This window comes from Streptomyces sp. NPDC051219 (assembly GCF_040682335.1).
Classification (GTDB): domain Bacteria; phylum Actinomycetota; class Actinomycetes; order Streptomycetales; family Streptomycetaceae; genus Streptomyces.
Map to the genome: position 1 here is coordinate 49,733 of NZ_JBFBAS010000027.1, position 12,792 is coordinate 62,524.

Here is a 12,792-nt window from a genome sequence, read left to right on the forward strand (position 1 = left end):
AGCGAAGTAGTCGAGATCGGAGATGTGAACCGCATGGCACGACGCGGGATTCTGGGGCGCCCTCGCCGCGAGTACAAGACACCCGACCCGCACCCCTCCGGTGCGCGCCCGCCGAGGATCCCGGGCGAGCTGGTGCCCAAGCATGTCGCGGTCGTCATGGACGGCAACGGCCGGTGGGCCAAGGAGCGCGGCCTGCCGCGCACCGAGGGCCACAAGGTCGGTGAGTCCGTCGTGCTCGACGTGCTCAACGGCTGTCTGGAGATGGGCGTCAAGAACCTCTCGCTGTACGCGTTCTCCACCGAGAACTGGAAGCGCTCGCCCGACGAGGTCCGGTTCCTGATGAACTTCAACCGCGACGTGATCCGCCGCCGCCGCGACCAGATGGACGAACTGGGCATCCGCATCCGGTGGACCGGCCGGATGCCCAAGCTGTGGAAGTCGGTGGTCCAGGAGCTCCAGGTCGCCCAGGAGCAGACGAAGGACAACGACGCGATGACGCTGTACTTCTGCGTCAACTACGGCGGCCGCGCCGAGATCGCCGACGCGGCGGCCGCGATAGGGCGTGACATCGCGGCGGGCAGGCTCGACCCGGCCAAGGTCAACGAGAAGACCTTCGCCAAGTACCTGTACTACCCGGACATGCCGGACGTGGACCTCTTCGTCCGCCCGAGCGGTGAGCAGCGCACGTCCAACTACCTGATCTGGCAGAGCGCGTACGCGGAGATGGTCTTCCAGGACGTGCTGTGGCCGGACTTCGACCGCCGCGACCTGTGGCGGGCCTGCCTGGAGTTCGCGCAGCGCGACCGGCGCTTCGGCGGGGCGCTGCCGAACGAGGTGGAGGCCCGGGGTTCGGCCGTCTGACCCGGCCGGCCACCGAGCCGCAGGGGGAGTTGCGGCCGGGCCTGAACGCGGAGGCGGTGTCCCGCCCGCAGGTGCGGGCGGGACACCGCCGATTGCTGTTCGCGCGCCGGCCGGGGGACGAGACCCCCTGCACGTCAGTTCTTCGTGGCCCCCGCCGCACACTCCGCGCAGGTGCCGAAGACCTCCACCGTGTGGGCGACGTTCACGAAACCGTGGTCCGCGGCGATCGCCTCGGCCCACTTCTCCACCGCCGGGCCCTCGACCTCGACCGCCTTGCCGCACATCCGGCACACCAGGTGATGATGGTGCTCACCGGAAGAACAGCGCCGGTAGACGGCCTCGCCTTCACTGGTGCGCAGTACATCGACCTCGCCCGCGTCGGCGAGGGACTGAAGCGTCCGGTAGACGGTGGTCAGCCCCACCGAGTCGCCGCGGTGCTTGAGCATGTCGTGCAGCTCCTGGGCACTGCGGAACTCGTCCACCTCGTCGAGCGCCGCCGCCACAGCGGCACGCTGCCGGGTGGATCGTCCTCGTACTGGCGCTGTGTTCATTTCGCCAGGCGCAGTCGCCACAGGTGCCTCCTCACATCAGCTGTCGGGTCATTGTGCCAGGCGGCACGTGCCCGATGCCGTGGTCAGACCTTCACATCGTCGTGAGGACGACGTGAACCGGGCATGTCCAGGGTGCATTCCGCCTCCGCTGCCTGTGCGGCGCGGGCGCGTTTCCTGGCCAGGGGTGTCGAGGCAACGGACAGAACCAGGAAGACACCGATGGCCATCAGCACGATGGCGGCTCCGGACGGGGCGTCCACGTAGAACGTCGTGACAGTCCCGCTCACGGCGACCGCGACGCCGATCCCCATGGCGAGGCCCAGCGTCGCGGCGAAGCCACGGGTGACACGCTGGGCCGCCGCGACCGGTATCACCATCATCGCGCTGACCAGCAGCAGACCGACGATGCGCATGGCGACCGTGACGGTGACCGCGGCGGTGACCGCGACGAGCAAGTTGAGCAGCCGGACCGGGAGGCCGGTCACCCGGGCGAACTCCTCGTCCTGGCAGACGGCGAACAGCTGCTTGCGCAACCCCAGCGTGACCGCGATCACGAATGCGGCGAGGAGGACCACGGCCGTGACGTCCTCGGTCGAGACGGTGGTGATCGAGCCGAAGAGGTAACTGGTGAGGTTCGCGGTGGAACCGCCCGGCGCCAGGTTGATGATCATCACGCCGCCGGCCAGGCCGCCGTAGAAGAGCATGGCGAGCGCGATGTCACCGCTGGTCTTCCCGCGTGAGCGGATCATCTCCATGCCGACGGCACCGAGGACGGCGATCAGCGTGGCCATCCACACCGGGCTGGTGTTCAGCAGAAAGCCGAGGGCTACGCCGGTCATGGCGACGTGGCCGATACCGTCGCCCATGACCGCCTGGCGGCGCTGGACGAGATACGTGCCGATGGCGGGGGCGGTGAGGCCGACGAGCAGTGCGGCGAGGAGCGCCCGCTGCATGAAGTCGTAGTTCAGGATGTCCATCAGGTCAGCAGCCCCGTCCGGATCGGCTCGGCGTGTTGCGCCTCGTGCGGGTGTACGTGGTCGTGGCCGGGCAGCGCGTGCTGGCCGACCGCCTCCGGGGGCGGCCCGTCGTGCACGACGCAGCCGTCGCGCAGCACGACGGCGCGGTCGATGAGCGGTTCGAGCGCGCCGAGTTCGTGCAGGACGAGCAGCACGGTGACACCGGCCGTGACCTGCTCGCGCAGGGTGCCCGCGAGGACCTCCTGGCTGGCCAGGTCGACCCCTGCCATCGGCTCGTCCATGATCAGGAGTTCGGGTTCGACGGCGAGCGCCCGGGCTATCAGTACCCGCTGGTGCTGGCCGCCGGAGAGCGCGTTCACGGAGTCCTTGGCCCGGTCCCGCATACCGACGAGCTCCAGCGCCCGGTCGACGGCGGCCCGGTCGGCCTTCCGCAGCAGCCCGAGCTTCGTCCGGGCCAGCCGCCCGGCGGAGACGACCTCGCGCACGGTGGCCGGCACTCCGCTCGCGGCGGTGGTGCGCTGGGGTACATAGCCGATGCGCGACCAGTCCCGGAAGCGCCTGTGGTCGGTACCGAAGAGGGACAGCTCACCGCCGGAGAGCGGGACCTGTCCCACTACGGCGCGTACGGCGGTGGACTTGCCGGAGCCGTTGGCGCCGAGCAGCGCGACGACCTCACCGTGGTGCACGGTGAGGTCGATCCCGCGCAGCACGGGACGCGAGCCGAGCGAGGCTGTGCCTCCGCGCAGGGATATGACGGGCTGGTCCTGCAGGCTCTTCGCTGTCATGGCTCGCGCCTCCGATGCTGCTGTCGCTGAACTCACTTCGCGCCGAGCGCCTTCTGCAGGTTCGCCAGGTTGGCCCGCATGACGCCGAAGTAGTCATCGCCCTGGGACTTGTCGGTGATTCCCTCGAGCGGGTCGAGTACGTCCGTCTTCAGCCCGGTGTCCGCGGCGAGCGTCTTCGCGGTCTTGTCGCTGGCGAGCGTTTCGAAGAAGACGGTGGTGACCTTCTCCTGCTCGGCGACCTTCTGGAGCTCCTTCATCCGGGCCGGGCTGGGCTCGGACTCGGGGTCGAGACCGGAGATGCCCTCCTGGTCCAGTCCGTAGCGCTCGGCGAGGTGGCCGAAGGCGGAGTGGGTGGTGATGAAGGTCTTCCTGGTCGTGTTCTTCAGGCCGTCCTTGAACTCGGTGTCCAGGGCGGTGAGCTTGCCGACCAGCGCGTCGGTGTTCTTCTTGTAGTCCGCGGCGTGGTCCGGGTCGGCCTTCTCCATGGCCTTGCCGACGCCGGCGGCGACCTCGGCGTACTTCGCCGGGTCCAGCCATACGTGCGGGTCGGCACCCGCCTCGTCGTGGCTGTGTTCCTCTCCGGCGTGTTCGTCCCCGGCGTGCTCCTCTTCCGCGTCCCCGGCGCCGTGCGCTTCGAGCTCGGTGAGGGTCGCGGCATCGACGGTGTGCTTCACGCCGGCCTGCTCGACGGTCTTGTCGACCGCGGGCTGGAGGCTCTTGAGGTAGAGGACCATGTCGGCCTCGCCGACCTCCGCGGTCTGCTGCGGGGTGATCTCGAGGTCGTGGGGCTCGACGCCCGGCTTGGTGAGGGTGCTCACGGCGACGTGGTCACCGCCGATCTCCTCGGCCAGGAACTGCATCGGGTAGAACGACGCCACGACGTCGAGCTTCCCGCTGTCCTTGCCTGTCGCACTGGAGGAGGAGCAGGCTGACAGGGCCACCATGCCGAGGGTCACGGATCCGGCGATGGCGGCAGCGGGTATGAGGCGTCGTACGTTCATGACACTCATTTTCAACAAAACTGGAAACGATTGTCAACAATCGTCCAACTCGGCACCTGCCTCCCGCTCGAACGCGGACCGATTTGATAAGGGGGGTGCGGGCGCCGGTAATCTGAAGCATTCGCCGTTCGCCGTCGTAATGAAGAGAGCACCGTGGCCGCCGACAAGATCGAGACCATCGTCAGCCTGAGCAAGCGCCGTGGCTTCGTCTACCCGTGCAGCGAGATCTACGGCGGTCAGCGTGCCGCCTGGGACTACGGACCACTGGGTGTGGAGCTCAAGGAGAACATCAAGCGCCAGTGGTGGCGCGCCATGGTCACGTCGCGCGAGGACGTGGTCGGCCTTGACTCGTCGGTGATCCTGGCTCCCGAGGTCTGGGAGGCCTCCGGCCATGTCGCGACCTTCTCCGACCCGCTGACCGAGTGCACCGCGTGTCACAAGCGGCACCGCGCGGACCACCTGATCGAGGCGTACGAGGCCAAGCACGGCAGGGAGCCGGCCAACGGCCTCGCCGACATCAACTGCCCGCACTGCGGCACCAAGGGCCATTTCACCGAGCCCAAGCAGTTCTCCGGCATGCTCGAGACGCACCTCGGCCCGACGCAGGACACCGGCTCGCGCGCCTACCTGCGCCCCGAGACCGCGCAGGGCATCTTCACCAACTTCGCCGCCGTGCAGCAGACGTCGCGCAAGAAGCCGCCCTTCGGTATCGCCCAGATGGGCAAGTCCTTCCGCAACGAGATCACTCCCGGCAACTTCATCTTCCGTACCCGCGAGTTCGAGCAGATGGAGATGGAGTTCTTCGTCAAGCCCGGCGAGGACGAGCAGTGGCACGAGTACTGGATGGAGCAGCGCTGGAACTGGTACCGCGACCTCGGCATCCGCGAGGAGAACATCCGCTGGTACGAGCACCCGAAGGAGAAGCTCTCCCACTACTCGAAGCGCACCGCCGACATCGAGTACCGCTTCAACTTCGGCGGCAATGAGTTCTCCGAGCTCGAGGGTGTGGCCAACCGCACCGACTTCGACCTCAAGGCGCACTCCGCGGCCTCCGGCCAGGACCTGTCCTACTTCGACCAGGAGGCCGGCGAGCGCTGGACTCCGTACGTCATCGAGCCGGCGGCCGGCGTCAACCGCGCCATGCTGGCCTTCATGCTCGACGCGTACATCGAGGACGAGGCCCCGAACGCCAAGGGCGTCATGGAGAAGCGCACCGTGATGCGCCTCGACCCGCGGCTGGCCCCGGTCAAGGTCGCGGTCCTGCCGCTGTCCCGCAACCCGCAGCTCTCCCCGAAGGCCAAGGGCCTGGCGGCCGACCTGCGCAAGAACTGGAACATCGAGTTCGACGACGCCGGTGCCATCGGCCGCCGCTACCGCCGCCAGGACGAGATCGGTACGCCGTTCTGCGTCACCGTCGACTTCGACACCCTCGACGACGACGCGGTGACCGTGCGTGAGCGCGACACCATGAAGCAGGAGCGCGTCTCCCTGGACCAGATCCAGTCCTACCTGGGTGGCCGCCTCCTCGGCTGCTGACACCCGTAGACGTCAGGGCGAAAGCCCCCGGAGCCGCTGGGCGGACCCGGGGGCTTTCGCCTTCCGGGAATCGGCTGAGGGGCGGTCGGGCTGTGCAGCAGACTGTGGCCCATCGTCTCCAGGAGGCACAGATGCCGTCCATGACCACCAGCAGAGTCAGCAGATGGGACCAGCATGGCCGCGAGCATGTCGTGCGGGTGCAGAAGGCGGGCATCCAGAAGTCGCTGACCTGCGACACCTGCGGCTGGCGCAAGAGCGCGCAGTTCCTGCCCTGGCTGAAGGCCGAGGAGCACCTCGCCGAGGCACACCAGGCGACGGTGGATCCCCAGCAGTCCTAGGCGGGGCCCGCGGTCCCCGGAGGCCGGCCCGGCGGATGAGCTCCGGCCCAGTCGGAGAGGCCGGCGTGGCGGCCTGCCGCACCCCAGTCGAAATGCGTGAACCGCGAAGGCCCGCCGGTGGTAGCGTCACGGGCATGTTCTTCCAGATCTACGAGTGAGAGGGCGTGGCGGTCACGGCCCGCCCCTCACCAGACGATTCCGCAGATCACTTCTCATCACTTCGGGAGAACCCCGTGGCAAAAAGCCGCAACAACCTTCTCGGCGTCGGCGGACAGCGCAAGAAGGTGTCCCGCGCCGACCAGCTGGGCAACGGTCCCGCGCGTAACGCGGACCGCAAGACGGCCGCCGACCAGAAGCAGGAGCTGCTGCGCAAGATGCGCGAGCGGGCGGAGGCCAACCAGAACGGCGCCACCGACGACGCCACCGACGGCGAGACCGCCGCTCAGGACTGACCGTCCCCGGCACACACGCAAAGGCCCGGACCACCTGAACTCCCGTTCTTGTGGTCCCGGGCCTCATGCGTGGCTGGAGGACGGTGCCCTGTCGTCGGCCGGTACCTCCGCCAGGCGGGCCGCCGTGCGTCGCGCGGTCTCCTGCGCCCAGGGCCCGCTGGTCAGCGCCCCTGCCACGAGTACGGCCAGACCGCAGCCCGTGATGATCCACCAGGCGGGCCGGCTCGCCTCGACGAACCCCGCCGTGTACGACGGTGCGCTCTGCACTCCCGCCGCAAGCACCGCGCCGATCACGGCCACGCCCAGCGTGCCGCCGATCTGCCTGCTGGTGGAGGCGACGGCTGCGGCTACCCCGGCCTGTGCGCGCGGCATCCCGGAGACGGCGGTGTTGGTGATCGGCGCGTTCACCATGCCGAATCCGAGGCCGAACAGTACGTACCCGGTGAACATCAGGGTGTCGGAGGACTCCGCCTCGAACGCGGCGAAGAGCAGCCCGCTTCCTGCCATCGTCACCCCGGCCACCAGCAGGGAGAGCCGCGGCCCCCGGCTGCCGACCAGGCGGCCCGACAGCGGCGCGCAGACGAACGTCATGGCCGCCATCGGGAGCATGAACAGTCCGGCGCGCAGCGCCGAGAGTCCGCGGACGTCCTGCAGGTAGAGGGTGTTCAGGAAGAGGAAGCCGCTCAGCGCGGCGAAAGCGCACACCGCGAGGACCGTCGCGCCACTGAACGGTGCGCTGTGGAAGAAACGCAGATCGATCAGCGGTTCGGCGCGCCTCGGCTCGTACAGGAGCAGGCCGGCCAGGGCGAGCACAGCCGTCCCTGCGCAACCGAGGATCAGCGGCGAGGTCCAGCCGGCCGAGGGTACCTCGATGATCGCGTAGGTGAGTGAGCCGAGCAGGGCGATGACCAGCAGCTGCCCGACCGGGTCGGCGCGGCGCGGCTTCGGGGCGCGCGACTCCGGCACGTACCGGATGGTGAGCAGCAGCGCGGCCAGCCCCACCGGCAGGTTGATCCAGAAGATGGAGCGCCAGCCGACACTGTCCACCAGGAGCCCGCCGATCACCGGGCCGGCGGCCATGGAGATGCCGACGACCCCGCCCCATACGCCGATGGCGCGGGCGCGCTCGCGCGGCTCCGTGAACGTGTTCGTGATGATCGACATCGCCACGGGGTTGAGCATCGCACCGCCGACCGCCTGCACCATGCGGAAGACGACGAGCGATTCGAGGGTGGGCGCGAGTGAGCAGAGCAGCGAGCCGAGCGTGAAGAGGACGAGACCCGCTTTGAAGACCCTGCGGCGGCCGATCCGGTCGGCGGTCGAGCCGGCCAGCATCAGCAGCGAGGCCAGGACCAGGGTGTACGCGTCGAGGGTCCACTGCATGCCCGCGACGCTCGCGCCCAGCTCGTTCCGCATGGACGGGAGGGCAACATTGAGAACCGTGTTGTCGAGGCTGACGATCAGCAGGCTCATACAGCAGATCGCCAGCACGAGCAGCCGCCTGCGAGGGCCTGTCTCGGGCATGCACGCATCGTACGTTCAACTCGCCACCGCCGCCGTGCGCGACAATGGGTCAATGACCACCCCGTCCACGATCCCGTCCACGATGCTCTCGATCGGCCCCCACCCCGTGCAGCCGCCCGTCGTGCTTGCTCCCATGGCCGGCATCACCAATGCGCCATTTCGTACCCTCTGCCGCGAGTTCTCCGGCGGTAAGGGCCTGTTCGTGAGCGAGATGATCACGACGAGGGCGCTGGTCGAGCGCAACGAGAAGACCATGCAGCTGATCCACTTCGACAAGAGCGAGAAGCCGCGCTCGATTCAGCTGTACGGAGTCGACCCCGCCACCGTCGGCAAGGCCGCGCGCATGATCGTGGACGAGGACCTGGCCGACCACATCGACCTGAACTTCGGCTGTCCCGTGCCCAAGGTCACCCGCAAGGGCGGTGGCTCGGCCCTTCCCTACAAGCGGAACCTGCTGCGCTCGATCCTGCGGGAGGCGGTCGCGGGCGCCGGTGACCTGCCGGTGACGATGAAGATGCGCAAGGGCATCGACGACGACCACATCACCTACCTCGACGCCGGCCGGATCGCGGTCGAGGAGGGCGTCACGGCGATCGCGCTGCACGGCCGGACGGCGGCCCAGCACTACGGCGGTACGGCGGACTGGGACGCCATCGCGCGGCTCAAGGAGCACGTCCCTGAGATTCCGGTGCTCGGCAACGGAGACATCTGGTCGGCGGACGACGCGCTGCGGATGATGCGTGAGACGGGTTGTGACGGAGTGGTCGTGGGACGCGGCTGCCTGGGCCGGCCCTGGCTCTTCGGTGATCTGGTGGCCGCCTTCGAGGGCACGGGTACCTACGCCACCCCCACCCTGAAGGAGGTCGCGGTCGTCATGCGGCGGCACGCGGAGCTGCTGGGAGAGTGGATCGGCGACGAGGCTCGCGGAGTGATCGACTTCCGCAAGCACGTGGCCTGGTACCTCAAGGGCTTCTCGGTCGGTTCGGAGATGCGCAAGAAGCTTGCGATCACCTCCTCGCTCGCCGAGATGGACGCTCATCTGAGCGAGCTCGATCTGGATCAGTCCTGGCCGCTGGGAGCGGAAGGCCCGCGTGGCCGTACGTCGGGCAACAACCGGGTCGTCCTCCCGGACGGTTGGCTCAAGGACCCCTACGACTGTGCGGGTGTGAGTGCGGATGCGGAACTGGACACCTCGGGCGGTTAGGGGCGCCAAGGGCATGGTCAGGGGGTCCGGATCCTGGAATTCGGGCCCGCCGAGCGGCGTGATTCTCGCCACCCTTGATAGGGGTGGCGCTCAGATGAGCAACTTGAGTCCGGCTGCACCTCTCAAAGGGTGGCACTCAGTGCCACCCTTTGCGCGTTCAACAGATCACCTGAACAGTCGCTCTGTGTGGTCGTCAACGGCCCTGGTGTTGCGTTGTGTCATATTGCGTTCAGGAGTTATACGGGAGTGGCGGAGATCCGCTACGCGTCAGTCACTTTCGATCTGGTGGCGGACGAGTGGTTACAGCCGTATGACGGCCAAGTGGACGTACCCAGGCGCCTTCGATCTGGGTATGTTCCTCGCCGTCAGGGCAGCCGTCGCTCGAGGAGTCGAGATCCCGTGTCGGAAAACAAAGATCCCCACGTATCCCAGCCCGAGCCCCAGAAGTTCGTGTACGACTTCACTGAGGGCAACAGGGACCTCAAGGACCTCCTCGGCGGGAAGGGCGCGAACCTCGCCGAGATGACCAACCTCGGTCTGCCGGTTCCCCCCGGCTTCACCATCACCACCGAGGCGTGCAAGGTCTACCTCGACAGCGGTGAGGAGCCGGCCGCGCTGCGCGACGAGGTGAGTGCGCACCTCGCCGCGCTGGAGCAGAAGATGGGCAAGAACCTCGGCCAGGCCGACGACCCGCTGCTCGTCTCCGTCCGCTCCGGCGCCAAGTTCTCGATGCCCGGCATGATGGACACCGTTCTCAACATCGGGCTCTCCGACGAGTCCGTGGCGGGTCTCGCCAACCAGGCCGGCGACGAGCGGTTCGCTTGGGACTCCTACCGGCGCCTCATCCAGATGTTCGGCAAGACCGTGCTCGGCGTCGACGGCGAGCTCTTCGAGGACGCGCTCGAGGAGGCCAAGCAGGCCAAGGGCGTCATCAGCGACGTCGACCTCGAGGCCGCCGACCTCAAGAAGCTCGTCAAGAACTTCAAGAAGACCGTCTCCCGCGAGGCCGGCCGCGAGTTCCCGCAGGACCCGCGTGAGCAGATGGACCTCGCCGTCCGCGCGGTCTTCGACTCGTGGAACACCGACCGCGCCAAGCTCTACCGCCGTCAGGAGCGCATCCCCGGCGACCTCGGCACCGCGGTCAACATCTGCTCCATGGTCTTCGGCAACCTCGGTCCCGACTCCGGGACGGGCGTCGCCTTCACCCGCGACCCCGCCAGCGGTCACCAGGGCGTGTACGGCGACTACCTGCAGAACGCGCAGGGCGAGGACGTCGTCGCCGGTATCCGCAACACGGTCCCGCTCGCCGAGCTCGAGAGCATCGACAAGGCGTCGTACGACCAGCTGATGCAGATCATGGAAACGCTCGAGACGCACTACAAGGACCTGTGCGACATCGAGTTCACCATCGAACGCGGCCAGCTGTGGATGCTCCAGACCCGTGTCGGCAAGCGCACCGCCGGTGCCGCCTTCCGGATCGCCACGCAGCTCGTCGACCAGGGCCTCATCGACGAGGCCGAGGCGCTGCAGCGCGTCAACGGCGCTCAGCTCGCGCAGCTTATGTTCCCGCGCTTCGACGAGTCGGCCAAGGCCGAGAAGATCGGCCGCGGTATCGCCGCCTCACCGGGCGCCGCGGTCGGCAAGGCCGTCTTCGACTCGTACACCGCGGTCAAGTGGTCCCGTTCCGGCGAAAAGGTCATCCTCATCCGCCGTGAGACCAACCCCGACGACCTCAACGGCATGATCGCCGCCGAGGGCATCCTGACCTCCCGGGGCGGCAAGACCTCGCACGCCGCCGTCGTCGCGCGCGGCATGGGCAAGACCTGTGTCTGCGGCGCCGAGGAGCTCGAGGTCGACACCAAGCGGCGCCGGATGACCGCGCCGGGCGGCATCGTGATCGAAGAGGGCGACGTCGTCTCCATCGACGGCTCCACCGGCAAGGTGTACGTCGGTGAGGTCCCGGTCGTGCCGTCCCCGGTCGTCGAGTACTTCGAGGGCCGGATGCACGCGGGTGCCGACGACGCGGACGAGCTGGTCGCCGCCGTGCACCGGATCATGGCGTACGCCGACCGGGTGCGCCGACTGCGCGTACGCGCCAACGCCGACAACGCCGAGGACGCCCTGCGCGCTCGCCGATTCGGCGCCCAGGGCATCGGCCTGTGCCGCACCGAGCACATGTTCCTCGGTGAACGCCGTGAGATGGTCGAGCGGCTCATCCTGGCCGACACGGAGGACGAGCGCGACCAGGCCCTCGGCGCCCTGCTTCCGCTGCAGAAGAAGGACTTCATCGAGCTGTTCGAGGCAATGGACGGGCTGCCCGTCACCGTCCGGCTGCTCGACCCGCCGCTGCACGAGTTCCTGCCCGACATCACCGAGCTGTCGGTCCGGGTCGCCCTCGCCGAGTCCCGCAAGGACGCGAACGAGAACGACCTGCGGCTGCTCCAGGCCGTACACAAGCTGCACGAGCAGAACCCGATGCTGGGCCTGCGCGGTGTACGCCTCGGCCTGGTCATCCCCGGCCTGTTCGCCATGCAGGTACGGGCGATCGCCGAGGCCGCGGCCGAGCGCAAGAACGCCAAGGGCGACCCGCGTGCGGAGATCATGATTCCGCTGGTGGGCACGGTCCAGGAGCTGGAGATCGTCCGCGAAGAGGCCGACCAGGTCATCGCCGAGGTCGAGGCCGCCACCGGCACCGAACTCAGGCTGACCATCGGCACGATGATCGAGCTGCCGCGCGCCGCGCTGACCGCCGGTCAGATCGCCGAGGCTGCGGAGTTCTTCTCGTTCGGTACGAATGACCTCACCCAGACCGTGTGGGGCTTCTCCCGCGACGACGTCGAGGCGAGCTTCTTCACCGCATACCTGGAGAAGGGGATCTTCGGAGTCTCCCCGTTCGAGACCATCGACAAGGACGGCGTCGGCTCACTCGTACGCAGCGCGGTCCAGGCCGGCCGGGCGACCCGCCCCGACCTCAAGCTCGGCGTCTGCGGTGAGCACGGCGGCGACCCGGAGTCGGTGCACTTCTTCCACGAGGTGGGCCTGGACTACGTCTCCTGCTCGCCGTTCCGCATCCCGGTGGCCCGACTGGAAGCGGGGCGTGCGGCCGCGGAGTCGAAGGGCAGCGACAGCCGCTGAACCGGACCCGCTGAACCCCGGAGCTGACGTCGGGGGCCGGTGGGGGCTTGCTCCCACCGGCCCGGCACCCGGCCCTCACCGACCCGACGGCGGTTCCGGCGCACAGAGAGAAGGGGCGGCACCTTGTGCGGGGTGCCGCCCCTTCGGCATGCCGGGGAGTCGGATTTTTTCTGCCATCTCCCGGAAAGCCCTTTCACGGTGCAGAACGAATGTTGAATTCTGCAGGAATTCTGCAGGAGGCGGCGTGCGGATCCCCACCCACCCGCCGCCTCCTGTCACGCTGCCGGACACGTCAAGCGCTTCCAAAGCGTCCGCCGCCATGCTCCGCAAAGCCCCCCACGGCCTTCGCGGTGCGTTTCCGAACGCTCTGGAGTGTGCCCGGCGGGGTACAGCATTTCGTTCGGGCGGGGGACGCCGCGAGGCGTTTC

11 protein-coding genes are annotated in these 12,792 nt (G+C 68.4%); 6 read left to right on the forward strand and 5 right to left on the reverse strand.

Going from position 1 to position 12,792, the window contains the following annotated elements:
• Positions 1-33: 33 nt before the first annotated feature.
• Positions 34-861: an isoprenyl transferase gene (locus AB0M62_RS25925; protein ID WP_366076692.1), complete on the forward strand. Its 828-nt coding sequence runs from the start codon at positions 34-36 to the stop codon at positions 859-861.
• A gap of 134 nt (positions 862-995) precedes the next feature.
• Here the strand turns inward: AB0M62_RS25925 and AB0M62_RS25930 are convergent, their stop codons facing one another.
• The 4 genes from AB0M62_RS25930 to AB0M62_RS25945 form a co-directional block, all read right to left on the reverse strand.
• Positions 996-1,433 (reverse strand): transcriptional repressor, encoded by a 438-nt coding sequence (locus AB0M62_RS25930; protein WP_366076693.1) that lies wholly within the window; start codon positions 1,431-1,433, stop codon positions 996-998.
• Between the two features lie 62 nt (positions 1,434-1,495).
• Entirely contained in the window at positions 1,496-2,389 is an 894-nt protein-coding gene (locus AB0M62_RS25935) for a metal ABC transporter permease (protein ID WP_366076694.1), read from the reverse strand.
• The gene (locus AB0M62_RS25940; protein WP_366076695.1) at positions 2,389-3,174 is read right to left on the reverse strand and encodes a metal ABC transporter ATP-binding protein; all 786 of its coding nucleotides are present in this window, start codon (positions 3,172-3,174) and stop codon (positions 2,389-2,391) included. The genes AB0M62_RS25935 and AB0M62_RS25940 overlap by 1 nt, the downstream gene beginning before the upstream one ends.
• 32 nt (positions 3,175-3,206) lie before the next feature.
• Positions 3,207-4,175 carry a metal ABC transporter substrate-binding protein gene (locus AB0M62_RS25945; RefSeq protein WP_366076696.1) on the reverse strand — a complete coding sequence of 323 codons (969 nt, stop codon included), beginning with the start codon at positions 4,173-4,175 and terminating at the stop codon, positions 3,207-3,209.
• A 153-nt stretch (positions 4,176-4,328) separates the two neighbouring features.
• Between AB0M62_RS25945 and AB0M62_RS25950 the strand changes: the two genes are divergently transcribed.
• The 3 genes from AB0M62_RS25950 (at position 4,329) to AB0M62_RS25960 (ending at position 6,501) form a co-directional block, all read left to right on the forward strand.
• Entirely contained in the window at positions 4,329-5,711 is a 1,383-nt protein-coding gene (locus tag AB0M62_RS25950; RefSeq protein WP_366076697.1) for a glycine--tRNA ligase, read from the forward strand.
• Positions 5,712-5,842: 131 nt separating this feature from the next.
• Positions 5,843-6,049, forward strand: a complete 207-nt coding sequence (locus AB0M62_RS25955) for a hypothetical protein (RefSeq protein ID WP_366076698.1) — start codon at positions 5,843-5,845, stop codon at positions 6,047-6,049.
• A 233-nt stretch (positions 6,050-6,282) separates the two neighbouring features.
• Complete coding sequence (locus AB0M62_RS25960) at positions 6,283-6,501, forward strand: DUF6243 family protein (RefSeq protein WP_366076699.1); 219 nt, start codon at positions 6,283-6,285, stop codon at positions 6,499-6,501.
• A 63-nt stretch (positions 6,502-6,564) separates the two neighbouring features.
• Here AB0M62_RS25960 and AB0M62_RS25965 read toward each other — a convergent pair whose 3' ends face one another.
• On the reverse strand, positions 6,565-8,025 hold the full coding sequence (locus AB0M62_RS25965; RefSeq protein WP_366076700.1) for an MFS transporter: 1,461 nt from the start codon (positions 8,023-8,025) through the stop codon (positions 6,565-6,567).
• A 52-nt stretch (positions 8,026-8,077) separates the two neighbouring features.
• Between AB0M62_RS25965 and dusB the strand changes: the two genes are divergently transcribed.
• Both dusB and ppdK read left to right on the forward strand, forming a co-directional pair.
• Positions 8,078-9,229 (forward strand): tRNA dihydrouridine synthase DusB, encoded by a 1,152-nt coding sequence (gene dusB, locus AB0M62_RS25970; protein WP_366076701.1) that lies wholly within the window; start codon positions 8,078-8,080, stop codon positions 9,227-9,229.
• A gap of 399 nt (positions 9,230-9,628) precedes the next feature.
• Positions 9,629-12,364, forward strand: coding sequence for a pyruvate, phosphate dikinase (gene ppdK, locus AB0M62_RS25975; protein WP_366076702.1), 2,736 nt, complete (start codon positions 9,629-9,631; stop codon positions 12,362-12,364).
• The last annotated feature ends 428 nt before the right edge of the window (positions 12,365-12,792 follow it).

Coding starts and splice junctions, on each gene's coding strand:
- AB0M62_RS25965 (WP_366076700.1), bottom strand. CDS start 8,025: ATGCCCGAGACAGGCCCTCGCAGGCGGCTGCTCGTGCTGGCGATCTGC.
- AB0M62_RS25955 (WP_366076698.1), top strand. CDS start 5,843: ATGCCGTCCATGACCACCAGCAGAGTCAGCAGATGGGACCAGCATGGC.
- dusB (WP_366076701.1), top strand. CDS start 8,078: ATGACCACCCCGTCCACGATCCCGTCCACGATGCTCTCGATCGGCCCC.
- AB0M62_RS25940 (WP_366076695.1), bottom strand. CDS start 3,174: ATGACAGCGAAGAGCCTGCAGGACCAGCCCGTCATATCCCTGCGCGGA.
- AB0M62_RS25925 (WP_366076692.1), top strand. CDS start 34: ATGGCACGACGCGGGATTCTGGGGCGCCCTCGCCGCGAGTACAAGACA.
- AB0M62_RS25935 (WP_366076694.1), bottom strand. CDS start 2,389: ATGGACATCCTGAACTACGACTTCATGCAGCGGGCGCTCCTCGCCGCA.
- AB0M62_RS25945 (WP_366076696.1), bottom strand. CDS start 4,175: ATGAACGTACGACGCCTCATACCCGCTGCCGCCATCGCCGGATCCGTG.